25 protein-coding genes, 1 tRNA gene and 1 pseudogene are annotated in these 21421 nt (G+C 57.8%); 10 read left to right on the forward strand and 17 right to left on the reverse strand.

Annotation, left to right across the window (positions count from 1 at the left end; genetic code table 11):
* Nucleotides 1-48: 48 nt before the first annotated feature.
* From D8U70_RS06200 to queA, 6 genes are all read right to left on the reverse strand, one after another.
* Nucleotides 49-597: a glycine zipper 2TM domain-containing protein gene (locus D8U70_RS06200; protein WP_007916907.1), complete on the reverse strand. Its 549-nt coding sequence runs from the start codon at nucleotides 595-597 to the stop codon at nucleotides 49-51.
* Between the two features lie 121 nt (nucleotides 598-718).
* Nucleotides 719-1633 carry a protein translocase subunit SecF gene (gene secF / locus D8U70_RS06205; RefSeq protein WP_016773319.1) on the reverse strand — a complete coding sequence of 305 codons (915 nt, stop codon included), beginning with the start codon at nucleotides 1631-1633 and terminating at the stop codon, nucleotides 719-721.
* 9 nt (nucleotides 1634-1642) lie between these two features.
* Nucleotides 1643-3511, reverse strand: coding sequence for a protein translocase subunit SecD (gene secD / locus D8U70_RS06210; RefSeq protein ID WP_016773318.1), 1869 nt, complete (start codon nucleotides 3509-3511; stop codon nucleotides 1643-1645).
* Nucleotides 3512-3576: 65 nt separating this feature from the next.
* Entirely contained in the window at nucleotides 3577-3915 is a 339-nt protein-coding gene (yajC, locus tag D8U70_RS06215) for a preprotein translocase subunit YajC (RefSeq protein WP_016773317.1), read from the reverse strand.
* Between the two features lie 43 nt (nucleotides 3916-3958).
* The gene (gene tgt / locus D8U70_RS06220) at nucleotides 3959-5074 is read right to left on the reverse strand and encodes a tRNA guanosine(34) transglycosylase Tgt (protein WP_160768392.1); all 1116 of its coding nucleotides are present in this window, start codon (nucleotides 5072-5074) and stop codon (nucleotides 3959-3961) included.
* A gap of 14 nt (nucleotides 5075-5088) precedes the next feature.
* Complete coding sequence (queA, locus tag D8U70_RS06225) at nucleotides 5089-6153, reverse strand: tRNA preQ1(34) S-adenosylmethionine ribosyltransferase-isomerase QueA (RefSeq protein ID WP_016773315.1); 1065 nt, start codon at nucleotides 6151-6153, stop codon at nucleotides 5089-5091.
* Between the two features lie 108 nt (nucleotides 6154-6261).
* Here queA and D8U70_RS06230 point away from each other — a divergent pair.
* A tRNA-Leu gene (locus D8U70_RS06230) sits at nucleotides 6262-6346 on the forward strand.
* 211 nt (nucleotides 6347-6557) lie between these two features.
* Here the strand turns inward: D8U70_RS06230 and D8U70_RS06235 are convergent.
* The 4 genes and pseudogenes from D8U70_RS06235 to D8U70_RS06250 form a co-directional block, all read right to left on the reverse strand.
* Nucleotides 6558-6845, reverse strand: a complete 288-nt coding sequence (locus D8U70_RS06235; RefSeq protein WP_130928492.1) for a hypothetical protein — start codon at nucleotides 6843-6845, stop codon at nucleotides 6558-6560.
* 208 nt (nucleotides 6846-7053) lie between these two features.
* A complete protein-coding gene (locus D8U70_RS06240; protein WP_130928493.1) occupies nucleotides 7054-7410 on the reverse strand; it encodes a hypothetical protein in 357 nt (118 codons plus the stop codon).
* A gap of 67 nt (nucleotides 7411-7477) precedes the next feature.
* A pseudogene (locus D8U70_RS06245) lies at nucleotides 7478-7597 on the reverse strand (PAAR domain-containing protein); the annotation flags it as partial.
* Between the two features lie 200 nt (nucleotides 7598-7797).
* A complete protein-coding gene (locus D8U70_RS06250; protein WP_232245565.1) occupies nucleotides 7798-8016 on the reverse strand; it encodes a DUF6429 family protein in 219 nt (72 codons plus the stop codon).
* A 221-nt stretch (nucleotides 8017-8237) separates the two neighbouring features.
* On the opposite strand from D8U70_RS06250, the gene D8U70_RS06255 reads away from it, so the two are divergent.
* Complete coding sequence (locus D8U70_RS06255; protein ID WP_122706599.1) at nucleotides 8238-8567, forward strand: hypothetical protein; 330 nt, start codon at nucleotides 8238-8240, stop codon at nucleotides 8565-8567.
* An 18-nt stretch (nucleotides 8568-8585) separates the two neighbouring features.
* Here the strand turns inward: D8U70_RS06255 and D8U70_RS06260 are convergent, their stop codons facing one another.
* A complete protein-coding gene (locus D8U70_RS06260) occupies nucleotides 8586-8954 on the reverse strand; it encodes a PH domain-containing protein (protein WP_130928494.1) in 369 nt (122 codons plus the stop codon).
* 162 nt (nucleotides 8955-9116) lie between these two features.
* Here D8U70_RS06260 and D8U70_RS06265 point away from each other — a divergent pair, with 162 nt between their 5' ends.
* The 5 genes from D8U70_RS06265 (at nucleotide 9117) to D8U70_RS06285 (ending at nucleotide 13060) form a co-directional block, all read left to right on the forward strand.
* On the forward strand, nucleotides 9117-9488 hold the full coding sequence (locus tag D8U70_RS06265; protein ID WP_110646191.1) for a hypothetical protein: 372 nt from the start codon (nucleotides 9117-9119) through the stop codon (nucleotides 9486-9488).
* Nucleotides 9489-9580: 92 nt separating this feature from the next.
* Nucleotides 9581-10333, forward strand: a complete 753-nt coding sequence (locus tag D8U70_RS06270) for a hypothetical protein (protein WP_130928495.1) — start codon at nucleotides 9581-9583, stop codon at nucleotides 10331-10333.
* Between the two features lie 71 nt (nucleotides 10334-10404).
* A complete protein-coding gene (locus D8U70_RS06275) occupies nucleotides 10405-12324 on the forward strand; it encodes an alkaline phosphatase D family protein (RefSeq protein WP_130928496.1) in 1920 nt (639 codons plus the stop codon).
* A 230-nt stretch (nucleotides 12325-12554) separates the two neighbouring features.
* Entirely contained in the window at nucleotides 12555-12809 is a 255-nt protein-coding gene (locus tag D8U70_RS06280) for a type II toxin-antitoxin system prevent-host-death family antitoxin (protein WP_042608352.1), read from the forward strand.
* The gene (locus tag D8U70_RS06285) at nucleotides 12806-13060 is read left to right on the forward strand and encodes a Txe/YoeB family addiction module toxin (protein ID WP_073473381.1); all 255 of its coding nucleotides are present in this window, start codon (nucleotides 12806-12808) and stop codon (nucleotides 13058-13060) included. Before D8U70_RS06280 ends, D8U70_RS06285 begins: the two co-directional genes overlap by 4 nt.
* Here D8U70_RS06285 and D8U70_RS06290 read toward each other — a convergent pair.
* A complete protein-coding gene (locus D8U70_RS06290; RefSeq protein ID WP_130928497.1) occupies nucleotides 13054-14241 on the reverse strand; it encodes an aspartate aminotransferase family protein in 1188 nt (395 codons plus the stop codon). The genes D8U70_RS06285 and D8U70_RS06290 overlap by 7 nt on opposite strands.
* Nucleotides 14242-14343: 102 nt before the next feature.
* Here D8U70_RS06290 and D8U70_RS06295 point away from each other — a divergent pair, with 102 nt between their 5' ends.
* The 3 genes from D8U70_RS06295 (at nucleotide 14344) to D8U70_RS06305 (ending at nucleotide 16542) form a co-directional block, all read left to right on the forward strand.
* The gene (locus D8U70_RS06295; RefSeq protein ID WP_110646188.1) at nucleotides 14344-15264 is read left to right on the forward strand and encodes a LysR family transcriptional regulator; all 921 of its coding nucleotides are present in this window, start codon (nucleotides 14344-14346) and stop codon (nucleotides 15262-15264) included.
* A 38-nt stretch (nucleotides 15265-15302) separates the two neighbouring features.
* Complete coding sequence (locus D8U70_RS06300) at nucleotides 15303-15707, forward strand: GNAT family N-acetyltransferase (protein ID WP_110646187.1); 405 nt, start codon at nucleotides 15303-15305, stop codon at nucleotides 15705-15707.
* A gap of 133 nt (nucleotides 15708-15840) precedes the next feature.
* A complete protein-coding gene (locus D8U70_RS06305) occupies nucleotides 15841-16542 on the forward strand; it encodes a hypothetical protein (protein WP_016773307.1) in 702 nt (233 codons plus the stop codon).
* Between the two features lie 258 nt (nucleotides 16543-16800).
* Here the strand turns inward: D8U70_RS06305 and D8U70_RS06310 are convergent, their stop codons facing one another.
* The 5 genes from D8U70_RS06310 to cyoB all read right to left on the reverse strand — a co-directional run bounded on the left by D8U70_RS06310 (nucleotide 16801) and on the right by cyoB (nucleotide 21418).
* On the reverse strand, nucleotides 16801-17292 hold the full coding sequence (locus D8U70_RS06310) for a RidA family protein (RefSeq protein ID WP_110646186.1): 492 nt from the start codon (nucleotides 17290-17292) through the stop codon (nucleotides 16801-16803).
* A 235-nt stretch (nucleotides 17293-17527) separates the two neighbouring features.
* The gene (cyoE, locus tag D8U70_RS06315) at nucleotides 17528-18415 is read right to left on the reverse strand and encodes a heme o synthase (protein WP_016773305.1); all 888 of its coding nucleotides are present in this window, start codon (nucleotides 18413-18415) and stop codon (nucleotides 17528-17530) included.
* A 10-nt stretch (nucleotides 18416-18425) separates the two neighbouring features.
* On the reverse strand, nucleotides 18426-18761 hold the full coding sequence (gene cyoD, locus D8U70_RS06320) for a cytochrome o ubiquinol oxidase subunit IV (protein ID WP_011335842.1): 336 nt from the start codon (nucleotides 18759-18761) through the stop codon (nucleotides 18426-18428).
* Nucleotides 18761-19384 carry a cytochrome o ubiquinol oxidase subunit III gene (gene cyoC, locus D8U70_RS06325; RefSeq protein ID WP_024014230.1) on the reverse strand — a complete coding sequence of 208 codons (624 nt, stop codon included), beginning with the start codon at nucleotides 19382-19384 and terminating at the stop codon, nucleotides 18761-18763. The genes cyoD and cyoC overlap by 1 nt, the downstream gene beginning before the upstream one ends.
* A gap of 3 nt (nucleotides 19385-19387) precedes the next feature.
* Nucleotides 19388-21418, reverse strand: a complete 2031-nt coding sequence (gene cyoB, locus D8U70_RS06330) for a cytochrome o ubiquinol oxidase subunit I (protein ID WP_016773302.1) — start codon at nucleotides 21416-21418, stop codon at nucleotides 19388-19390.
* Between the last annotated feature and the right edge of the window lie 3 nt (nucleotides 21419-21421).

The raw sequence follows: 21421 nt of genomic DNA on the forward strand, positions 1-21421 counted from the left end.
GTATAAAAAAAGCACCCCGCAGGGTGCTTCTTTCACAACTCTGGAGCCTTACTGAGCCGGCTCATTCTGCGACAGGATCAGCTTGCCTTCCTTGTCGACCGGAATCTGGTTGCCCGGATCGCGATCCATCCGCACTTTGCCTTCCTTGCCATCAAGCGAGTAACGCACGTCGTAACCGACGACCTTGTCGCTGATGTCATTGACCGTGTTGCAGCGAGTTTGCGTAGTGGTGTAGGTGTCACGCTCCTGCATGCCCTCCTGCACCTTGTTGCCCGCATAACCGCCACCGACCGCACCGGCCACCGTGGCAATCTTCTTGCCGGTACCGCCGCCAATCTGGTTACCCAGCAAACCACCGGCCAGCGCGCCGACCACGGTACCGGCGATCTGGTGTTGATCTTTTACCGGCGCCTGACGGGTCACCGTTACATCCTTGCATACTTCACGTGGAGTCTTGATCTGTGTCTTGACCGGCTCAACGGCTAATACTTGCGCATACTCAGGGCCGCTTTTAACCAGGCTGTAGGTGGCAACAGCACCCCCGGCTGTGACACCGACAGCACCCAATACCGCACCAACCAGCAACGACTTGTTCACATGAACCTCCTGACCATCACATGCGGGACGCGCCCGCGCTTCTCCCAGCCTTGGAGCACAAAAAAAGGCACGAGTTCAACTCGCGCCTTTTGTTGGCTGACAGTCGGGACATCGCTGGCCGTTATGGACGGTCGTCGACTTCCTTATCGGTGTTGGCCGGAGGAATCAGATCCTCGGTGGTCAGGTTCAGCCAGATCAGCACCACGTTGGCGATGTAGATCGACGAGTAGGTACCCGCCAATACACCGATGAACAGCGCGATGGAGAAGCCGAACAGGTTGTCGCCGCCGAAGAACAACAGTGCCGCGATTGCCAGCAGGGTGGAGATCGAGGTCGCCATGGTGCGCAGCAGGGTCTGGGTGGTCGAGATGTTGATGTTCTCGATCAGCGTCGCCTTGCGCAGCACACGGAAGTTCTCACGTACCCGGTCGAAGACCACGATGGTGTCGTTCAGCGAGTAACCGATGATCGCCAGCACTGCCGCCAGTACTGTCAGATCGAAGGTGATCTGGAAGTACGAGAGGATACCCACGGTCACGATCACGTCGTGGATCAGCGACACAATGGCGCCGACCGCAAACTTCCACTGAAAGCGGAACGCCAGGTAGATCAGGATGCCGCCGAGCGCCAGCAGCATGCCGAGGCCGCCCTGGTCGCGCAGTTCTTCACCGACCTGCGGGCCGACGAACTCGACACGCTTGACCGTCGCCGGGTTGTCACCGCCGACCTTTTGAAGCGCTTCCGCTACTTGATGGCCCAACTGCGGGTCTTCACCCGGCATGCGCACGAGCAGGTCGGTGGTCGCACCGAAGTTCTGCACCACGGCTTCGTGATAACCGGAAGTCGCCAGTTGCTCGCGCACCTTGGTGACGTCGGCCGGACGCTCGTAGGTCAGCTCGATGAGCGTACCGCCGGTGAAGTCCAGGCCCCAGTTCATGCCCTTGGTGGCAACACTGAACAAGGCAATGACGGTAAGCAGCAATGTGACGCCGAACGCGAAGTTGCGAACGCCCATGAAGTTGATTGTACGTAACATGGCAGCCCCTTAAATCCACAACTTCTTGAAGTCACGTCCGCCAAAGATCAGGTTGACCATTGCGCGGGTCACCATGATGGCCGTGAACATCGAGGTAAAGATCCCGAGGGACATCGTCACTGCGAACCCCTTCACCGGGCCGGTGCCCATGGCGAAGAGAATGCCGCCGACCAGCAACGTGGTCAGGTTGGCGTCGAGAATCGCGGTGAATGCCCGGCCGAAGCCTTCGTTGATTGCCCGCTGCACAGTCATGCCGGCGGCGATCTCTTCACGAATCCGCGAGAAGATCAGCACGTTGGCGTCGACCGCCATACCCATGGTCAAGACGATACCGGCGATACCCGGCAGGGTCAGCGTGGCACCCAGCAACGACATCAATGCCAGCAGCAGCACCATGTTCACCGCCAGCGCAACGGTGGCGATGACGCCGAAGAAGCGGTAGATGGCGATGATGAACAGCGACACGAACAGCATGCCCCACAGGGAAGCGTCGATACCTTTGGTGATGTTGTCAGCACCCAGGCTCGGACCGATTGTGCGCTCTTCAGCGAAGTACATCGGTGCAGCCAGACCACCGGCACGCAGCAGCAGCGCCAGCTCGGACGACTCGCCCTGACCGTTCAGGCCAGTGATGCGGAATTGCGCACCCAGCGGCGACTGAATGGTCGCCAGGCTGATGATCTTCTTCTCTTCCTTGAACGTCTGCACCGCGACGTCTTTCTCGACGCCATCAACCACTTGCTTGGTGTAAGTGGTGACCGGACGCTGTTCGATGAAGATCACCGCCATGCTGCGGCCGACGTTGGAACGGGTCGCACGGCTCATCAACTCGCCACCGTGGCCATCCAGACGGATGTTCACTTCAGGCGTGCCATGTTCACCGAAACCGGCCTTGGCGTCGGTGACCTGGTCACCAGTGATGATCAGACCACGCTCGATCTGCGCTGGCGGACGGTTGCCTTCGCGGAATTCGAACGACTCGGAAGTAGCTTTCGAAGCGCCCGGCTCGGCGGCCAGACGGAACTCGAGGTTGGCCGTCTTGCCAAGAATACGCTTGGCTTCGGCAGTGTCCTGCACGCCCGGCAGCTCAACCACGATGCGGTTGGCGCCCTGACGCTGCACGATCGGTTCGGCAACACCCAGCTCGTTGACGCGGTTACGTACCGTGGTCAGGTTCTGCTTGATGGAGTATTCACGGATTTCCGCCAGCTTGGCCGGGGTCATCGCCAGACGCAGCACCGGTTGACCGTTGAGGTCGGCCGGAACAATGTCGAAATCGTTGAAATTCTTGCGAATCAGCGCACGGGCCTGTTCGCGGGAATCTTCATCGCTGAAGCCCAACTGAATGGCACCGCCCAGTTGCGGCAGGCTGCGATAGCGCAGCTTCTCTTTGCGCAGCAGGCTCTTGACGTCGCCTTCGTAGACTTTGAGGCGTGCATCGAGGGCTTTGTCCATGTCCACTTCGAGCAGGAAGTGCACACCACCGGACAAGTCCAGACCCAGCTTCATCGGGTGCGCACCTAGGTTGCGCAGCCATTGCGGGGTGGTCTGTGCCAGGTTCAGCGCGACGACGTAGTCATCACCCAACGCCTTGCGCACAACGTCCTTGGCCGGCAGCTGATCTTCAGCCTTGCTCAGACGGATCAGACCGCCCTTGCCGCCCGCCGTCAGCGTTGCCGCCTTGACGTTGATGCCGGACTCTTTCAGCGCCGTGCTGACGCGAGCCAGATCGGCGTCATTGACCTGCAGAGCCGTGCTGGCGCCGCTGATCTGAATCGCCGGGTCATCGGGGTAAAGATTGGGAGCGGAATAAATCAGACCGATCGCCAGCACCGCCAGGATCAGAATGTATTTCCACAGAGGGTATTTGTTCAGCATCACGCCGCCCGTTATGAACGCGGGGCGCCTTGCGCGCCCCGTCGATTGAGTAGAAGTTGTTGCTCTTAGATCGCTTTCAGCGTGCCTTTTGGCAGCGTGGCGGCGATGGCGCCTTTCTGGAACTTCATTTCCACGGTGTCGGACACTTCCAGAACCACGAAGTCATCGGCAACCTTGGTGATCTTGCCGGCGATGCCGCCAGTGGTGACGACTTCGTCGCCCTTCTGCAGGCTGCTCAGCAGGTTCTTCTGCTCTTTGGCGCGCTTGGCCTGTGGACGCCAGATCATCAGGTAGAAGATGACCAGGAAGCCGACCAGGAAAATCCACTCGAAGCCGCCGCCCATTGGGCTTGCAGCAGCCGGTGCAGCTGCGTCAGCCATGGCGTTAGAGATAAAAAAGCTCATTTAGCACTCCAGTTGCAAATGTTGAATCTTGGGGTCAGAAAACTCAGTCCAAAGGCGGAACGGGAAGTCCGCGTTTGGCGTAGAAGGCATCGACAAAGGCGGCCAATGTACCCTGTTGAATAGCCTCGCGCAAACCAGCCATCAGCACCTGATAATGGCGCAAGTTATGGATGGTATTGAGCATGCTGCCGAGCATTTCGCCGCACTTGTCCAGGTGATGCAGATAAGCGCGCGAGAAGTTCTGGCAGGTGTAGCAATCGCAGGTCGGATCCAGCGGCGATTCATCATGGCGATGGAACGCGTTACGGATCTTCAGCACACCGGTATCGATGAACAGATGCCCATTGCGGGCATTACGGGTTGGCATCACGCAATCGAACATGTCCACCCCGCGGCGCACACCCTCAACCAGATCTTCCGGTTTGCCAACGCCCATAAGGTAACGAGGTTTGTCAGCGGGCATCTGGCCCGGCAGATAATCCAGCACCTTGATCATTTCGTGCTTCGGTTCGCCCACCGACAGACCGCCGATGGCGAGGCCGTCGAAGCCGATCTTGTCGAGGCCTTCGAGCGAGCGCATGCGCAGGTTTTCATGCATCCCGCCCTGGACGATGCCGAACAGCGCTGCGGTGTTGTCGCCGTGGGCATTCTTCGAACGCTGCGCCCAGCGCAACGACAATTCCATCGATACGCGCGCAACGTCTTCGTCAGCCGGATACGGCGTGCATTCGTCGAAGATCATCACGATGTCGGAACCGAGATCGCGCTGCACCTGCATCGACTCTTCCGGGCCCATGAACACTTTGGCGCCGTCGACTGGAGAAGCGAAGGTCACGCCCTCCTCCTTGATCTTGCGCATCGCGCCGAGGCTGAACACCTGGAAACCGCCGGAGTCGGTGAGAATCGGGCCTTTCCACTGCATGAAATCGTGCAGGTCGCCGTGCTCCTTAATCACCTGAGTGCCGGGACGCAGCCACAGGTGAAAGGTGTTGCCCAGAATGATTTCCGCGCCAGTGGCGACGATGTCGCGCGGCAGCATGCCCTTGACCGTGCCGTAGGTGCCGACCGGCATGAATGCCGGGGTCTCGACGGTGCCACGGGGAAAGGTCAGGCGACCACGACGAGCCTTGCCATCGGTGGCCAGCAGCTCAAAGGACATTCGACATTCGCGACTCATTCTGTTTCCTCTGGGCCTGTCTGTTCAGGGGCAGTTGGAGCGGGATTGCGGGTGATGAACATCGCATCCCCGTAACTGAAAAAGCGGTATCCGTTTTCCACGGCGGCCTTGTAGGCGGCCATGGTTTCGGGATAACCGGCAAACGCGGAAACCAGCATCAACAGCGTGGATTCCGGCAAATGGAAATTGGTCACCAGGGCATCGACCACATGAAACGGCCGGCCCGGATAGATAAAGATGTCGGTGTCGCCACTGAATGGCTTGAGCACGCCATCGCGCGCTGCGCTTTCCAGCGAACGCACGCTGGTGGTGCCGACCGCAATCACTCGACCGCCACGCGCACGGCACGCAGCGACCGCATCGACCACATCCTGGCCGACTTCCAGCCACTCGCTGTGCATGTGGTGATCTTCGATCTTCTCGACACGCACCGGCTGAAACGTCCCCGCGCCGACGTGCAACGTCACGAACGCAGTCTCGACACCCTTGGCAGCAATCGCCTGCATCAGCGGCTCATCGAAATGCAGCCCCGCCGTCGGCGCCGCCACCGCACCCAGACGCTGGGCATACACGGTCTGATAACGCTCGCGATCCGAGCCTTCATCCGGGCGGTCTATATAAGGAGGCAACGGCATGTGCCCGACACGGTCGAGCAGCGGCAACACTTCCTCGGCAAAACCCAGCTCGAACAACGCATCATGACGCGCCAGCATCTCGGCTTCGCCACCGCCGTCGATAAGGATCTTCGAACCCGGCTTCGGCGACTTGCTGGAGCGCACATGGGCCAGCACGCGGTGCGCATCGAGCACGCGCTCGATGAGAATTTCCAGCTTGCCGCCGGACGCTTTCTGCCCGAACAGCCGCGCCGGAATCACCCGGGTATTGTTGAACACCATCAAATCGCCCGGGCGCAAATGCTCAAGCAAATCAGTGAATTGACGGTGTGCCAGGGCGCCGCTCGGCCCATCGAGGGTCAGCAGGCGACTACCGCGACGCTCGGCCAACGGATGGCGGGCGATCAGCGAATCAGGAAGCTCGAAAGTAAAGTCAGCAACGCGCATGATGGGGTTCGTCTAGCAGGGCCGGAAAGTCTAGCGGAAATATCAAAAATTGACCATGAAACGTGATTGACCAACGGTAATCACCTCTCTATACTTCGCCGCCATTGAGCCCTGATGGCGGAATTGGTAGACGCGGCGGATTCAAAATCCGTTTTCGAAAGGAGTGGGAGTTCGAGTCTCCCTCGGGGCACCAACACAGAGAAAAAGGTCTTGCGAAAGCAAGGCCTTTTTTTGTCCGGAGAAAAGTGGAGATCGGCTTTTGCCAATGTGACACGTAGAGGCTTGCGCTCACCAAGGAGGCCAATCCCGAGATGCTGGAAGCATGGATAACCAAGCATAAGGCTGAGCAATTAGCGCTCGATGAGAAAAGGCCTGCGAAGAGGCCCTCTCTTTATCCCAACAAGCTATTTTTTCCGGCAGATCTCAACATCGTTTTGTGTTTTCAGATCGGTGTCGATGCCAAGCCGATACCTGCAGTAATCAATAATCCATTTACGCTCCTGCTCCGTGAGTCGCTCGACTTGTCGAATCTCCCCGTCATTGGCGTGGATGTTGTAAAACTTCATCTGAAACGTCGGATGCTTCTTGATGAACAGGATGGTTTCGATGTCTCCATCATCGAGCGCTTGGTAATACCCGACGTAGAGCATTGTCACCAGAACCAAAACAATCAGGGCAATCAGCTTCTTCATTCTTGCGGCGCTGGAACTAACGCGCCACCGCATGGCCAAGCCTCCAATCTTCTACGCGCAGCAAGCCCATTAAAAAATACCTCTGTAAAACCCGCAAAAATGGCCTTGGCATATCCTGGCGTTGGGAACTGGCCGGATCGTTACGTGCCGCAGGTTTTGCCACAACCAACTCCTCGTCACCATCGCCCATTCCCATACCAATTCGAGCTCAAAGCCTACTTTCGATTTCCTCCCAGATGTACGCGTAGTTGTACTTCAACCAACGAACCAGCACTTTATCGAACTGGCGACGAAACCAGTTTCGCTCTCTAGCTGCCAGCCTTTCCTCAATCGATTTTCTGAGTATGTCGGGGTCGAAACCCGTCCATATCGGAGGCACAGGTGCAACGAGATTGGTAAAGCACACCGGCGCGACCTCTGAATAAAGAATTGAGTAAAGGATTTCAGGGTCGACACCTCTCACCTTATTCGCCAAATAATCATATTCCACGGGAAAATCATTGAATGGCTCGGAAAGAGCGGCTCTAACTTTTGTCAGTTGTGGCTCGGTCAGAAGATGTCCCAATGTGTGAGCTCCTCTAACTCTTCATCCAGTGAACTCGCTACCGCTTCGCCTGCAATACCACCGGCAGGCGAGTTGCGGGCAAACCATCGAAGAAAACGTCAGGCGAACCTGTCGCGATGGGGTTCGTTCCGTGCCCTGGAACAGGACAGCTGGAGGGATCGCTTTTACGAGCGGCTGGGTTAGCCATGGATGACTCCTGTCAAAAAAATCCTTTTCGAAAGATAAACCTATCACGAAATTCAGCCTGGACGGCCGCATCCGATCATTCAAAAAAGTGCTCGATCACCAGACCGCGCTACCTGTTGCTTGGGTTAACGCGGTTGGTACTTCGCTGGCGTTTTCTACCTTGCCATCAACTCAGGTTTCAGAATGGGACGCGGCTCCTCCCTACTCCTTGACTGCAAACATCCGCTCAGCAATCTCCCGCCCCCGCTCCAACCCTTCCTCCGTCAACCATATCGATTTGTTCCGGTTCACCGGATTACTGATCAAACCCTGCTCGTGCAAGCGGTTCATGATCTCGAAGTCATAGCCCTTCCACGCATTGCCGTCGTCGGAGCTATAAGCTGCCAGGAGAGCAAGGACGGCGTCGTCGATCAGTTTCATGTCGTATTCCATGATGGTCACTCCGCTGATGTTCAGTGTTTGTAATCAAAGCGTCGTATCAAAGTGGATGTCAATGCTGCGCGAGCTTGTAGGTTTTAGATGCCCGATTGCTGGTTGCCTCGCATGCGATCCCCGCCCGTATAATCACGCCCGCACGGCAAACCTCCTCTGGCCTTTCGCGCATTGGTTTCAAACCCTTCACTTCACTGACAGACATCCCCATGGAAACCTCACTGGAAACCGTCGCCCTCTTCTCCCTCAAACTCGCCTACGAGGAAGAGGGCCTGAGCCCGATCCTGCGCGATGACATGGTCATGGGCAATTATCAGAAAGATGTTTTCGAGTTACTGGTGAAACGCGGCGATGTCGAGGCCATTCAGTTCAAGATGAACGAATGCCTGAACCTGGCGCTGGATGCTTTGGGTGGGGTCGAGAAGCCGTTGGGGCGGGAGTTGCGCAAGTTGTCGGCGGAGTTGGCTAAGGCACGGTCGGTGGAGCAGCTGGGTCAGCCGCTGCTCGCGCTGAAGGGGTATCTGCGCGACATTCTTTGAGTGCCGCGCAATCGATGCTTACAGCAGATAGCTCGAGATGTACTTGGAAATTTCCACCATCGAGGTCTTGCCGGTGAATTCGAATTTCACTTTGCCCAGCGACGAAAAGTAGATTTCCAGCTCGGAATCCAAGTCGAACGTGCCCGAGGTTTCCACGGAGTAGGCGACGATGTTTTTGTATGGCAGGGAGGTGAAGTCCTTTTTGCTGCTGGTGATACCTTGGACGTTGACGGCAATGATGCGTTTGTTGGTGAAGACCACACCGTCGCGCATGGCTTTGTAGGAATCGATGACTTGTTCACCTTCCAGTAGCAGCGCAGTGACGCGCTCGGCGTATTCGTCGTTCTGCTTGAGTTTGAAGAAGCCTTTGTTGTTGAAGTCGATCATCTGTCCATCCTCTGAGTAAAAAACTCCCGGTAAAGCTTTGGCTCAATGACGCGCCCTTAATGCGAAAGTGGCGCGATGCCAGTATTTTGTTATCTTGCGCCCAAATCTTTCGAGAGGCACTGGCGCCTACCCGATCAAAGCGTTTTTCTGGAGTGGATTGCAATGGACGGGTGGCTTTTTGTACTAGCTCTGGTCGTAACGTGGGTATGGGTCGTAGGCGAACGAGGTGATTGGAACCTGGTGACGGCCAACCTCGCCGGGTGTTTCGCTGGTTGGGTTGTCGGCTTGGTAGTGAAAGCGGTGTACGAGGGTTTCGTGGGCGACACAAGCATGCAATCGTCGCCACACGTTGTGCGATCCCTGCTGATGGTGCTCAGCAGCCTTGGCGCGTTCGCCGGCGTTTGGATTTGGGTGGTGCAACGCAAACGCCCCACGAGCAAGTTGACACGCCATATCATTGGCGCTGCTTTTGGCATTTTTGCTGGTTTCGATACGCTGATGCTGCTCACTCGGTTCATTCCTTTGAGTGCCTGATAGGGCGGACCAACAGGTTTGCTATCGTGCAGCCCTGTTGGAATGATTCGTGTGTGATCTAAAGAATTTCAAGGTTTGAGGAAAAGGATCAAATGGAGTTTCTGTATTTCCTGTTGTTTTTGCTCGTCTGGGGCCTCATGTGGCGCTGGGTGATGAAAAACCGCGGCAGCTGGAACCTGTTCTTGGGCACGTTCGCTGGTGTTCTGGCCGGGTTCATCGTCGCCCTAGTGGTACTGTCGATCACCCTCGCCCTATTCCCTCTGGCGCCGCGCTCCCCTGTGGAACCAACGCAAAGCGACAAGGCTGAAATCTCTTCTTCTTCCCCCGCGCCCGTTACACAAACCGTGTCCAGGTTGATGCCAGTGATCGCCTCCACGCCGGATACCTCCGATAACCTTGTCGACTATGTCGCCAGCGCACCTCAGAACGAGCCCTCTCCGCCCGAGTCCGCGCTGTTGCCGAACTACAGCGAACGCCTGCCCTCTTCGCTGCTCGAAAGGGATTTCAAGGACATCATGGGCAATGACTTTGTCGTGTCGCGCCGGCTGGCGGGCAGCAATGCGAATGCGGACAGATCGTTGATGGCGTTCATGATGTGCGAGCCCTTCATAAAGCGCGCCATGCGTTTTGCAGCAGCGACTTCCGTCGCAGGTGCCGAGAGCGCCAGCAGCCATCGGTTCAAAGATCAGACTTACAGCATTGACGGCACCCTGACCGCTCGCAACATGTTGGGCGACGATGTCTCCTATGCCTACGATTGTTCAGTTCAGCAAGTGGACGGCAACAATCCTGACAAGGCCGCATGGCGACTGCTCGGCCTGAAGTTGAAAAAGGTCGACTCTTAAGACTCATTTAAGGGATCAAGGCGCCGGCTGCGCTATCATCGCCGGCCTGTGCGCCTTGAGCTTTGCCCTCGATGTTTTCAACACCCGATAACCTGATCTCGCTGCCTCCTGTCCTGGCCGGCCCGCTGCTGCGGCGGCTGGAGCCGACGCGCCTGGTGCTGTGGCTGGTGGGCTCGCGTGAACTGTCGCTGACCTTGCGCCTGCAAGGTGTAGGAGATATTCCGCTCGACTCAGAGAAATGCACGGTCATTGCCGTAGGCCGTCATGCGTTCGTGCATCTGATCGACGTCCAACTCGAATGCGCCCTGCCCTGCGACACGTTTATCGATTACGACCTGCTGATCGATGACGCCATCGGTATGGCTGAGTGGGCACCGCACCTGCTTTATCCCGGCGCCACCTGCGCGAACCTCGTCGTGCGTTCGCGGATCGATCAATTGCTCCACGGCTCCTGCCGCAAGCCGCATCATCCGGCAACCGACGGTTTGCTCTGCGTCGATCAATTGCTGGCCGACGAAACCGATGCGCAGCAACGTCCGGCGTTGCTGATGATGAGCGGTGATCAGGTCTATGCCGACGACGTCGCCGGGCCGATGCTGCGGGCGATTCATGCCTTGATAGAGCGTCTGGGTCTGTTCGATGAGCACCTTGACGGTGCCGTGGTCAGCGACAGCGCCAAGCTCTATCAACACCCGGCAAGCTATTACCACCGTGCGGATTTGTTACCGGCGCTAGAGAGCAACGAGACCTTGCGCGAGCGATTTTTCGGTGGCGCGCGTAAGCCGATTTTCACCAGCAGCAGCGCCGACAATCACCTGGTGACATTCGCCGAAGTCATGGCCATGTACATGCTGGTGTGGTCGCCGACGCCGTGGTCGCTGATCAATCCGAGCGCGCCGACGCTGACGCCGGAACGCCGCAAGCGCTACAACCTCGAGCAGACGCGCATCGATGCCTTCAAGGCGGGCCTGGGCAACGTCGCGCGGGCGCTGGCGCATCTGCCGAGCCTGATGATTTTCGATGACCACGACATCACCGATGACTGGAATCTTTCTGCGCAATGGGAGGAAACCGCCTACGGCCATCCGTTCTCCAAACGCATCATCGGCAACGCGCTGATTGCTTATCTGTTGTGTCAGGGCTGGGGCAACAATCCGGATGCCTTCAAAGGAATGCTGGAGCAGACCGCGCAACTGAGCGCCAGTGGCGACGACGGCTATCTGGACATGCCGGTGCAGGACGATCTGATTGATCAGTTGCTGCGTTTTCAACAGTGGCATTTCGTGCTGCCGAGCAGTCCGGCACTGGTGGTGATCGACACGCGCACCCGGCGCTGGCGCAGCGAGATGGCCCTCAAGCAACCGTCGGGCCTGCTCGACTGGGAAGCCTTGAGCGAACTGCAACAGGAACTGCTCGATCACCCTTCGGCGATCATCGTGTCGCCGGCGCCGATCTTTGGCGTGAAGCTGATTGAAACCGTGCAGAAGGTGTTCAGCTGGTGCGGTTACCCGCTGCTGGTCGACGCGGAAAACTGGATGGCCCATCGCGGCGCGGCACAGGTGATCCTGAACATTTTCCGACACTCGCGCACACCCGGAAACTACGTGGTGCTGTCCGGCGATGTGCATTATTCCTTCGTCTACGAAGTCCTGATCCGCCACCGCAAGGCCGGCCCCCGGATCTGGCAGATCACCAGCAGCGGCATCAAGAATGAATTCCCACCAACGCTGCTGGAATGGTTCGACCGCCTCAACCGCTGGCTCTACTCACCACGCTCACCGTTGAACTGGTTCACCAAACGCCGCCTGATGCGCATCGTCCCGTATACGCCGGAACATGCCGAGGCCGGGGAACGGTTGTGGAATTCGGCGGGGATCGGACAGGTGTTTTTCAATGAACAGGGGCAGCCGAGCGAGATTGTTCAGCACAACTCGAATGGGGCGATGAAGACGAGGATGCTGGCGCCGGAGTTGGGGGATGGGCTGGATTGAAGCAGTAACCATTTCCTACATCGGCTGGGCACGGTATGACGAGATAAGGGCTTCGCGACACTGAACAGGAGCGAGGAGGATTACAACCTTCTCAGAAACGTCTCGAATATTCCTGAGCGATACTGATTGAAGTCGCAGTCAGCCCTGCTGCGACACAACCACTGGTAGGTGTCGACTTGTCATCCTGTACTCATTTCTGTACGTTCTCTGCATCCAGCGAGGACTTCAATATGCAAACCATCAACTACACCACCGCCCGTGCGCATTTGGCCGAGACGATGGACCGTGTCAATGAAGATCGTGCGCCGCTATTGGTCACTCGGCAGAAAGGTGAACCCGTAGTGATGATGTCTTTGGCCGAATACAACGCGTTGGAAGAAACAGCCTACTTGCTTCGCTCCCCTGCCAACGCCGAAAGGCTGATGAAATCCATCGGTGAGTTGCGCGCCGGCAAAGCCAAAGTCAGGCAATTGATCGAAGAATGAAAATCGAGTTCACGCCCACAGGCTGGGAAGACTATTTGTGGTTTCAGCAAAACGACAAGGCTGGGCTCAAGCGTATCAATCTTCTGATCAAAGCAATCAAGCGCGAACCGTTTGAGGGTGTCGGTAAACCAGAGGCGCTCAAACATAATATGAGCGGCCTCTGGTCACGCCGAATAACGGCCGAACATCGTCTGGTGTACAGGGTTGAGGACGGCGAAATCTGCGTCATCAGTTGCCGGTATCACTATTGAACCTGAGCTGAATCAGTCATCAGAGCGCGTCCAACCCCTCTGACAATCATCCCCACCTCGCGCTCATCAATCGTCAGCGGCGGGAGCAACCTGATGGTCTTGCCACGAGTCACGTTGATCAACAAGCCATGATCCCGCGCGGCGATCAGCGTCAGGTCGCGCACCGGTTGTTTCAGCTCGACACCGATCATCAGGCCCTGCCCCCGGATTGCCAGCACGTTCGGGTTGTCTGCCAATTCGGCGCGCAGGCGTTCCAGTAACCGCGCGCCCTGCACCCGCGCATTCTCCAGCAGGCCTTGCTCTTCGATGATGTCCAGCACCGTGCAGCCGACCCGGCAGGCCAGCGGATTGCCGCCGAAAGTGCTGCCGTGGCTGCCCGGGGTGAACAAATCCGCCGCGCGGCCACGGGCCAGGCAGGCGCCGATCGGCACGCCATTGCCGAGGCCTTTGGCCAGGGTCATGACATCGGGCACGATGCCTTCGTGCTGAAAGGCGAACCACTGCCCGGTGCGGCCGATGCCGGTCTGGATTTCATCGAGCATCAGCAGCCACGCGTGGCGATTGCACAGGTCGCGCAGGGCTTTGAGATAACCCGGCGGTGCGATTTGTACGCCGCTTTCGCCCTGGATCGGTTCGACCAGAATCGCCACGATGCGCGCGCCGTGTTTGCGCTGTATTTGCTCCAGCGCCGGGAGATCGCCGAACGGCACTTTGACGAAATCCCCCGGCAGTTCGTTGAAGCCCAGGCGCACCGCCGGGCCATCGCTGGCAGACAGCGTGCCGAGGGTGCGGCCATGAAACGCGTTGGCCATGACCACCACCAGCGGCTGCTCGATGCCTTTGCGCCAGCCGTAAAGGCGCGCCAGTTTCAGTGCCGTCTCGTTCGCTTCGGCGCCGGAGTTGTTGAAGAACGCGCGCTCCATCCCCGACAACGCCGTCAGCCGTTTGGCCAGTTGTAGTTGCCAGTCGATGCTGTATAGGTTGGAGGTGTGCAACAGCAATCCCGCTTGCTCGCTGATCGCCGCAACGATGCGCGGATGCGAGTGGCCGACATTGGTCACTGCCACACCGGCAACGGCATCCAGATATTCGCGCCCCGCCTGATCCCACAGACGCGTGCCCAGGCCCTTGGTGAAACTCAGGGCCAGTGGTTGGTAGGTGTTCATCAGGGCGGCGGTCATGACGTAAAACTCCATTGCAGGTCGGGGTTTTTCCAGTATGGTTAGCCACCTGAGCTGGATAAACTCGGAAAAACTTCAATCATTTAAAAGCCGGGCTTGATAATGGACTTGTTTCAGTCGATGGGCGTGTACGTCAAAGTGGTCGAAACCGGGAGCATGACGGCCGCCGCTGCGAAGTGCGAAATGTCGACGACGATGGTGGGCAATCATCTGCGCGCGCTGGAGCAACGGCTCGGCGTGCAACTGCTGCAACGCACCACGCGCCGCCAGCGCCTGACCGAATTCGGCAGCGTCTATTATCAGCGCTGCCTGGAAGTGCTCGGCCTGGTGGCCGACTCCGAACGCCTTGCTGAACAAGCGTCGGACGAGCCGCGCGGTTTGCTTCGTATCACCGCGCCGCTGACCTTCGGCGTTGAACGACTGACCCCGGCCCTGAGCGAATATTCCTTGCTGTATCCGCAAGTGAAACTCGACGTGGTATTGACCAACAGCCGCCCGGATCTGCTGGAGAACGGCCTCGATGTCGCATTCCGCCTGGGCAATTTCGACCAATCCAACCTGATCGCCCGGCCCTTGATCGACTACACCCTGACGGTCTGCGCCTCCCCCGAATACATCGCGCGGCGCGGCATGCCGCACACGCCACAGGATTTGCAGCAACACGATTGCCTGTCCTTCGCCTATCCGGCTGGCGATGACTGGCAATCGGTGGAAAAACGCTGGCGTCTCAGTGGCCCGGAAGGCGAAGTCCTCGTCGACGTCAGCGGGCCGATGCTGATCAACAGCTCCGCCGGTTTGCACCAGGCGGCGCGCAACGGCATGGGCATCATGATGCTGCCCGACGCGCTGGTGGAGCAGGATCTGCGCGACGGCAAACTGGTCAGGGTAATGACGGACTACCAACCGCCGAGCAGGCCGATGCATCTGTTGTATGCGCAGGATCGCTATCGATTGCCGAAGCTGAGACGCTTTGTCGAGTTTGCGATGCGTACGTGGGGGAAACCTGACGTCGGCCGGCCGTAATCAATCACGATGGAAATTGATAAGGACTTGAATATCCCATGAACGACAGCCTTACCGTGCGCGACTTGCATCCCGGCGAAACAGAATCAGCAAGGCTGTTTCTTGGCCAGCATGGCTGGGGCCATCGCACCGGTGATGCCGACTCTTTTGCTCGTTTGATTCACAATTCGCAGCGCACAGCTGTTGCGCTCTTAGGCGAGCAAATTGTCGGTTTCGCTCGAGCAATTACCGATGAGGTCTCCAACGGCTATCTGTCTATGGTGGTGGTCGATGACCAGCATCGGCGCAAAGGAATCGGGCGGGCACTGGTGGAGTACGTCATGGGTGACAACCCGGACATAACCTGGGTGCTGCGCGCTGGACGCGAAGGCGCTGAAGCTTTTTTCGCCAGTCTGGGCTTCCAGACCTCAGTCATTGCCATGGAACGTCAGCGCCGCAAATAGCGCGCAGTGGAAAAATCCCGACCACCAGACCGTTGCTCCGTGACAACGCCGCCCCGCTCCCCTAAATTAGTCGGCCTGAAAAAGACCTCGTGCTTTCTCGCCTAAACTCAAGTTAAAAAGTAGTGAAATTTCAATGTCCGATTTCAACACCGCTGAATCCGTAGTCACCCAGTCGTCCAAAGCGGAATACGAAAACTCCATCAATCTTTCACAACACCTGCCACAAGCCAAAATCATCAGCGAGATGGTCCTGGACGCGTTCCAGTCGACCCGCGAGAGCGACCAGATCCGCGAATTGCGTGCGGCGATCCGTCAGGCGCATGACAGCTTTGATGACGACAAGGCGTACGAGCTGATGGGCGAACTCAAGCGCCTGAAAGACGCCGAGGCAGCGGACATTGCCGCGCTGGAAGACCTGAGCAGCAAGTTCTCGATCGGGCGCATTCTGTCCAGCTTCAAGGACGATCCGGCGTTTCAGGAAATCGTTTATGGCCTGGCGCTGAAAGTGCTGAATCAGACCCATCAGGCGATCAGCAATCCGAGCGGCGGCAAGAGCAAAGCTGCGAAGAAGAAAGAAGTGGAAATCTTCACCATCAGCAAGGACGGCGCCAGCGTGACCCTGCCAATGCGCACGCCGCGTTCGCGCCTGAATGTTGATCGTGAGGCACTGGAATTCCTCGGTTTCACCTTCGTCGGTGAAGGCGATGAAGCCGAGCTGGAGAGCGAAACCTTCGTCGATAACGCCGGTACGGAACAGGCGGTGAACCGCAAGAACATTATCACCGCGCTGCAGCAGCAGACGGCGTTTGATGGTTACAGCATCGCGGCGCAGTAATCTGCCAAGCGCTTGTGAAAAAGCCCCGCGCTGAGATTCAGGCGGGGCTTTTTGTTGTCCGGCTTGTGATTCGTGAGGAAGCGAAAATCGTCGCCCCTCACCCCAGCCCTCTCCCGAGGGAGAGGGAGCCGACTTGTGTGATTTTCAAACCTGAGTTCGGCTCGGTATTTCAGGTCGGCGTATATCTTGAGAGCCCCTCAGTCAGTCCCCTCTCCCTCCGGGAGAGGGTTAGGGTGAGGGCAAACCGCTACCCCCCCCTCAAGCCGAAGGATGCAACGCCGCAATCATGTCCACTTCAATCGCTGCATTCTTCGGCAACTGATACACGCCGATGGTCGTGCGCGTATGCCGTCCGGCATCGCCCAGCACATGGCTGAACACATCCGAAGCGCCGTTCGCCACTTCGCTCAGGTCGACAAAGTCAGCAGTCGACTTCACATACACCGTGACACGCAACAACGCGCGAATCTTGTCCAGCGAACCGACCGCATCGACGATCAGCGCCAGGCAACGCATGGCGCTGATGCTCGCCGCTGCTTGTGCATCCTTGAGGTTCAGTTCCAGCCCCACGCGACCGGGATAGAGAATCTTGCCATTGGCCCGCGGCACCATCCCGCTGATGTACAGCTCGTCGTGATGACGGATCAGCGGCGCGTAATTGCCACCGGCGGTGTTCTCGCCATAGATGTCGTAGTTGAGTTCTTCAGCCAGGGCGATAAAGCGCTCATCGCAGGTCATCCGTTCGGTCATTGCGCCCAGCCTTTTGATCAATGCACGGGTTGAGACAGTCGAGCACCGAAGGATGGCTTGGAGCTACTACTGTCGTGGTTGGATCCGAATCTAGGTCTTTTACCGAATGGCCGCAACCGCAAACTGTGGGAGCGAGCCTGCTCGCGAATGGCAGCACCCCGAACGAGCATATTTCAACCAACAAAAAACCCCGCACATCTCTCAACGTGCGGGGTTTTTCCTGAAGCCTGCAAACTTACGGCGCGTACGTCAGCAACAGCTCTGTCGGCACCTTGAAGTCCAGGGACATCATGACGCTCAATGCAGTGATGGTGAAGATCGAGAACACGAACAGCTTGCGTGCCCAGACGGTGTCATCGACTGCCTTGTAGCCGGTCCAGGCCATGTACAGCCAGTACATGCCCATGGCGGCGGCGACGGCGAGGTAGCTCATGCCGGCGTAGCCGCTGAAGGTCAGCATCAAGGTCGCCACGAGGAACGCCAGGATGTAGAGCAGGATGTGCTTCTTCGCCACTTGAATGCCGCGTTTCACTGGCAGCACCGGAATCGATGCGGCCAGGTAATCGTTGAAACGGAAAATCGCGATGGCGTAGGAATGCGGCATCTGCCACAGGCTGAACATCACCAGCAGGGTCAGTGCGGCCATGTCGAAGCTGTTGGTCACGGCAACGTAACCGATCACTGGCGGCATGGCGCCCGACAGACTGCCCACCAGCGTGCCGTGAACCGACTTGCGCTTGAGGTACAGGCTGTAGAAGCCGACGTAGATGATGAAGCCGATTACTGCGAACAAGGCAGCCAACGGGTTGGCCACCTTGTACAACAAGGCAACGCCGAGAACACCCAGAATGGTCGCGTAAACCAGCGCCAGTTTCAGGGAGATGAGGCCCTGGACCAGCACACGGTTCTTGGTGCGTTCCATCTTCAGGTCGATGTCGCGGTCGATGCAGTTGTTGAACACGCAACCGGAGGCCACGACCAGGGAAGTACCGATCATGGCGGCCAGAAACACCGCCAGATCGACATGCCCTTTCGAGGCCAGGAAGAACCCGCCTGCCACAGAAAGCACGTTACCGAAAATGATCCCCGGTTTGGTGATTTGGATAAAGTGCTTGAGCGACATCGGGTCTACCTCACTTCGCCATCATGTACGTGTGGATGCTGAACATGATCCACAGCGACAGGCCAACCAGCAGCACGATCACGATCGCCGTAAAGACGAATGCGATCACGTTGTTACGCTGTGCAATGGAACGGTCCAGGTGCAGGAAGTAATACAGGTGAACGATCACCTGGATCACTGCGAACAGCAGAACGATTGCCAGCGTCGTCGACTTCGGCAGGGTCGGGTACATCACCAGACCGAACGGAATGACGGTCAGGATTACCGACAGGATGAAGCCGATGGCGTACGACTTGACGCTGCCGTGGCCAGCATCGTGGCTGTCATGGGAGTGTGCGTTAGCCATTACAGAGTCCCCATCAGGTAAACAACGGTGAAGACGCAGATCCAGACCACGTCCAGGAAGTGCCAGAACAGGCTCAGGCAGCTCAGACGGGTCTTGTTGGTCGACGTCAGGCCATGCTTGTTGACCTGATACATCATGATGCCCATCCAGATCAGACCGGCCGAAACGTGCAGACCGTGGGTACCGACCAGGGTGAAGAACGCCGACAGGAAGCCCGAACGGCTAGGACCAAAGCCCTCGGAGATCAGCAGGTGGAACTCGTTGATCTCCATGGCGATGAAGCCCGCGCCGAGCAGGAAGGTCATGAACAACCAGCCCAGGACCGCCTGCTTCTTGCCCTTGTACAACGCCAGCATGGCGAAGCCGTAGGTGATCGAACTGAACAACAGCAGAGCGGTTTCGCCCAGCACGTAAGGCAGTTCGAAGATCTCGTGGCCCGACGGGCCACCGGCAACGTTGTTTACCAGTACTGCGTACACCGCGAAGATCGACGCAAACAGAATGCAGTCGGTCATCAGGTAGAGCCAGAAACCGTATACGGTCATCTCGCCCGAGTCGTGGTGGTGGTCATCGTGCCCATGGTCACCATGGGCGTGTCCAACATTGGTCACTAAGTTCGACATGGTTTAAGCCTGTTCCAACGAGGTTTCAACACGGGTGGCATTGGCCGGGATTTTCCCTGCCGCGACCAGACGCTTGTGCTGCTCGGCTTCGATACGCTCGATCGTTTCAACCGGAACCATATAGCCCTGATCGTCACGTGCAGCGTGGATCACGAAGTAAACGACGGTGCCCACCAGGCTCGCGATCGCCAGCCACCAGATGTGCCAGATCATCGCGAAACCGAAGACGGTCAACAGCGCGCCCATCACCACGCCAGTGGCGGTGTTGTTCGGCATGTGGATCGGCTCGTACTTGGCCGGACGCTGGTACGCAGTACCGTTTTCCTTGGCCTCGGTGAACGGGTCGATGCAGTCAGCCTTAGGCAGCACAGCGAAGTTGTAGAACGGTGGTGGCGACGAGGTCGACCATTCCAGGGTGTGTGCATTCCACGGGTCACCGTGATCGCAAACGTTCTCTGGCTTGTTGCGGTCACGCACACTGACGTACAGCTGGATCAGTTGGCAGGCGATACCCACAGCAATCATCACCGCGCCGAACATGGCAACGTACAGGTACGGTACCCACTCAGGGTTGGTGGTGGCGTTCAGACGACGGGTCATGCCCATGAAGCCCAGTGCATAGAGCGGCATGAACGCGACGAAGAAGCCCGAGATCCAGAACCAGAACGCTGCTTTACCCCAGCCTTCGTGCAGCTTGAAGCCGAACGCTTTCGGGAAGTAGAACGCGAAGCCAGCGATGTAACCGAATACCGCACCGCCGATGATCACGTTGTGGAAGTGCGCGATCACGAACAGGCTGTTGTGCAGCACGAAGTCAGCACCCGGGATGGCCAGCAGTACGCCGGTCATGCCGCCGATGGCGAAGGTCACCATGAAGCCCAAAGTCCACATTACCTGGCTGGTGAAGCGCAGACGGCCCTGGTAGATGGTGAACAGCCAGTTGAACAGCTTCACACCCGTCGGGATGGAAATCAGCATCGTCGCCAGACCGAAGAAGGCGTTGACGCTAGCACCCGAACCCATGGTGAAGAAGTGGTGCAGCCAGACCATGAAGCCCAGTACCGAGATCGCGCCCGAGGCGTAGATCATCGAGTGGTGGCCGAACAGTTTCTTGCCGGTGAAGGCCGAGATCACTTCCGAGAAGATGCCGAAGGCCGGCAGGATCAGGATGTAAACCTCAGGGTGACCCCACGCCCAGAACAGGTTGACGTACATCATCGGATTGCCACCAAGTTCATTGGTGAAAATGTGGAAATCCATGTAACGGTCAAGGGTCAGCAGTGCCAGGGTAGCGGTCAGGATCGGGAACGAAGCCACGATCAGAACGTTTGCCCAGGTGCAGGTCCAGGTGAAGATCGGCATGTCCATCAGTTTCATGCCAGGGGTACGCATTTTCAGTACGGTCGCGAGGAAGTTGACCCCGGTTAACGTCGTACCCAATCCGGATAGCTGTAGCGCCCAGATGTAGTAATCCATACCCACGCCAGGGCTGTATTGCAGACCCGACAGCGGCGGATACGCAACCCAACCGGTCTTGGCGAATTCACCGATACCCAGCGACAGGTTGATCAGCACAACGCCGGACACCAGCAGCCAGAAGCTCAAGGAGTTCAGGAACGGAAACGCAACGTCACGCGCGCCGATCTGCAGCGGCACTGCAAGGTTCATCAGGCCGGTGAAGAATGGCATCGCCATGAAGATGATCATGATCACACCGTGAGCGGTGAAGATCTGGTCATAGTGTTCAGGTGGCAGGTAGCCAGGCGAACCCTCGGTGGCCATGGCCAGCTGGGTACGCATCATGATCGCGTCGGCAAAGCCGCGCAGCAGCATGACCATGGCGACGATGATGTACATCACGCCGATTTTCTTGTGGTCGACCGAAGTCAGCCACTCGGTCCACAGGTACGTCCACTTCTTGAAGTAAGTGATCGCAGCGAACAGCGCCAGACCACCGAGGGCGATCATGGCGATGGTCACCATCACGATCGGCTCGTGGAATGGGACTGCTTCCCAACTTAATTTACCAAACATCGT

The sequence above is a fragment of the Pseudomonas sp. Sample_20 genome (genome assembly GCF_004307585.1).
Taxonomy (GTDB): Bacteria; Pseudomonadota; Gammaproteobacteria; order Pseudomonadales; family Pseudomonadaceae; genus Aquipseudomonas; species Aquipseudomonas atacamensis.

Bases quoted from the DNA above. Each gene is read 5' to 3' on its own strand.
- secF (WP_016773319.1), bottom strand. From the start codon at position 1,633: ATGTTACGTACAATCAACTTCATGGGCGTTCGCAACTTCGCGTTCGGC.
- cyoC (WP_024014230.1), bottom strand. From the start codon at position 19,384: ATGTCGAACTTAGTGACCAATGTTGGACACGCCCATGGTGACCATGGG.
- cyoE (WP_016773305.1), bottom strand. From the start codon at position 18,415: ATGTCGCTCAAGCACTTTATCCAAATCACCAAACCGGGGATCATTTTC.
- D8U70_RS06290 (WP_130928497.1), bottom strand. From the start codon at position 14,241: ATGACCGCCGCCCTGATGAACACCTACCAACCACTGGCCCTGAGTTTC.
- D8U70_RS06305 (WP_016773307.1), top strand. From the start codon at position 15,841: ATGTCCGATTTCAACACCGCTGAATCCGTAGTCACCCAGTCGTCCAAA.
- tgt (WP_160768392.1), bottom strand. From the start codon at position 5,074: ATGTCCTTTGAGCTGCTGGCCACCGATGGCAAGGCTCGTCGTGGTCGC.
- D8U70_RS06235 (WP_130928492.1), bottom strand. From the start codon at position 6,845: ATGAAGAAGCTGATTGCCCTGATTGTTTTGGTTCTGGTGACAATGCTC.
- D8U70_RS06275 (WP_130928496.1), top strand. From the start codon at position 10,405: ATGTTTTCAACACCCGATAACCTGATCTCGCTGCCTCCTGTCCTGGCC.
- secD (WP_016773318.1), bottom strand. From the start codon at position 3,511: ATGCTGAACAAATACCCTCTGTGGAAATACATTCTGATCCTGGCGGTG.
- D8U70_RS06270 (WP_130928495.1), top strand. From the start codon at position 9,581: ATGGAGTTTCTGTATTTCCTGTTGTTTTTGCTCGTCTGGGGCCTCATG.
- D8U70_RS06285 (WP_073473381.1), top strand. From the start codon at position 12,806: ATGAAAATCGAGTTCACGCCCACAGGCTGGGAAGACTATTTGTGGTTT.
- yajC (WP_016773317.1), bottom strand. From the start codon at position 3,915: ATGAGCTTTTTTATCTCTAACGCCATGGCTGACGCAGCTGCACCGGCT.
- D8U70_RS06310 (WP_110646186.1), bottom strand. From the start codon at position 17,292: ATGACCGAACGGATGACCTGCGATGAGCGCTTTATCGCCCTGGCTGAA.
- D8U70_RS06295 (WP_110646188.1), top strand. From the start codon at position 14,344: ATGGACTTGTTTCAGTCGATGGGCGTGTACGTCAAAGTGGTCGAAACC.
- D8U70_RS06255 (WP_122706599.1), top strand. From the start codon at position 8,238: ATGGAAACCTCACTGGAAACCGTCGCCCTCTTCTCCCTCAAACTCGCC.
- D8U70_RS06300 (WP_110646187.1), top strand. From the start codon at position 15,303: ATGAACGACAGCCTTACCGTGCGCGACTTGCATCCCGGCGAAACAGAA.
- cyoB (WP_016773302.1), bottom strand. From the start codon at position 21,418: ATGTTTGGTAAATTAAGTTGGGAAGCAGTCCCATTCCACGAGCCGATC.
- D8U70_RS06265 (WP_110646191.1), top strand. From the start codon at position 9,117: ATGGACGGGTGGCTTTTTGTACTAGCTCTGGTCGTAACGTGGGTATGG.
- D8U70_RS06260 (WP_130928494.1), bottom strand. From the start codon at position 8,954: ATGATCGACTTCAACAACAAAGGCTTCTTCAAACTCAAGCAGAACGAC.
- cyoD (WP_011335842.1), bottom strand. From the start codon at position 18,761: ATGGCTAACGCACACTCCCATGACAGCCACGATGCTGGCCACGGCAGC.
- queA (WP_016773315.1), bottom strand. From the start codon at position 6,153: ATGCGCGTTGCTGACTTTACTTTCGAGCTTCCTGATTCGCTGATCGCC.
- D8U70_RS06280 (WP_042608352.1), top strand. From the start codon at position 12,555: ATGCAAACCATCAACTACACCACCGCCCGTGCGCATTTGGCCGAGACG.
- D8U70_RS06250 (WP_232245565.1), bottom strand. From the start codon at position 8,016: ATGAAACTGATCGACGACGCCGTCCTTGCTCTCCTGGCAGCTTATAGC.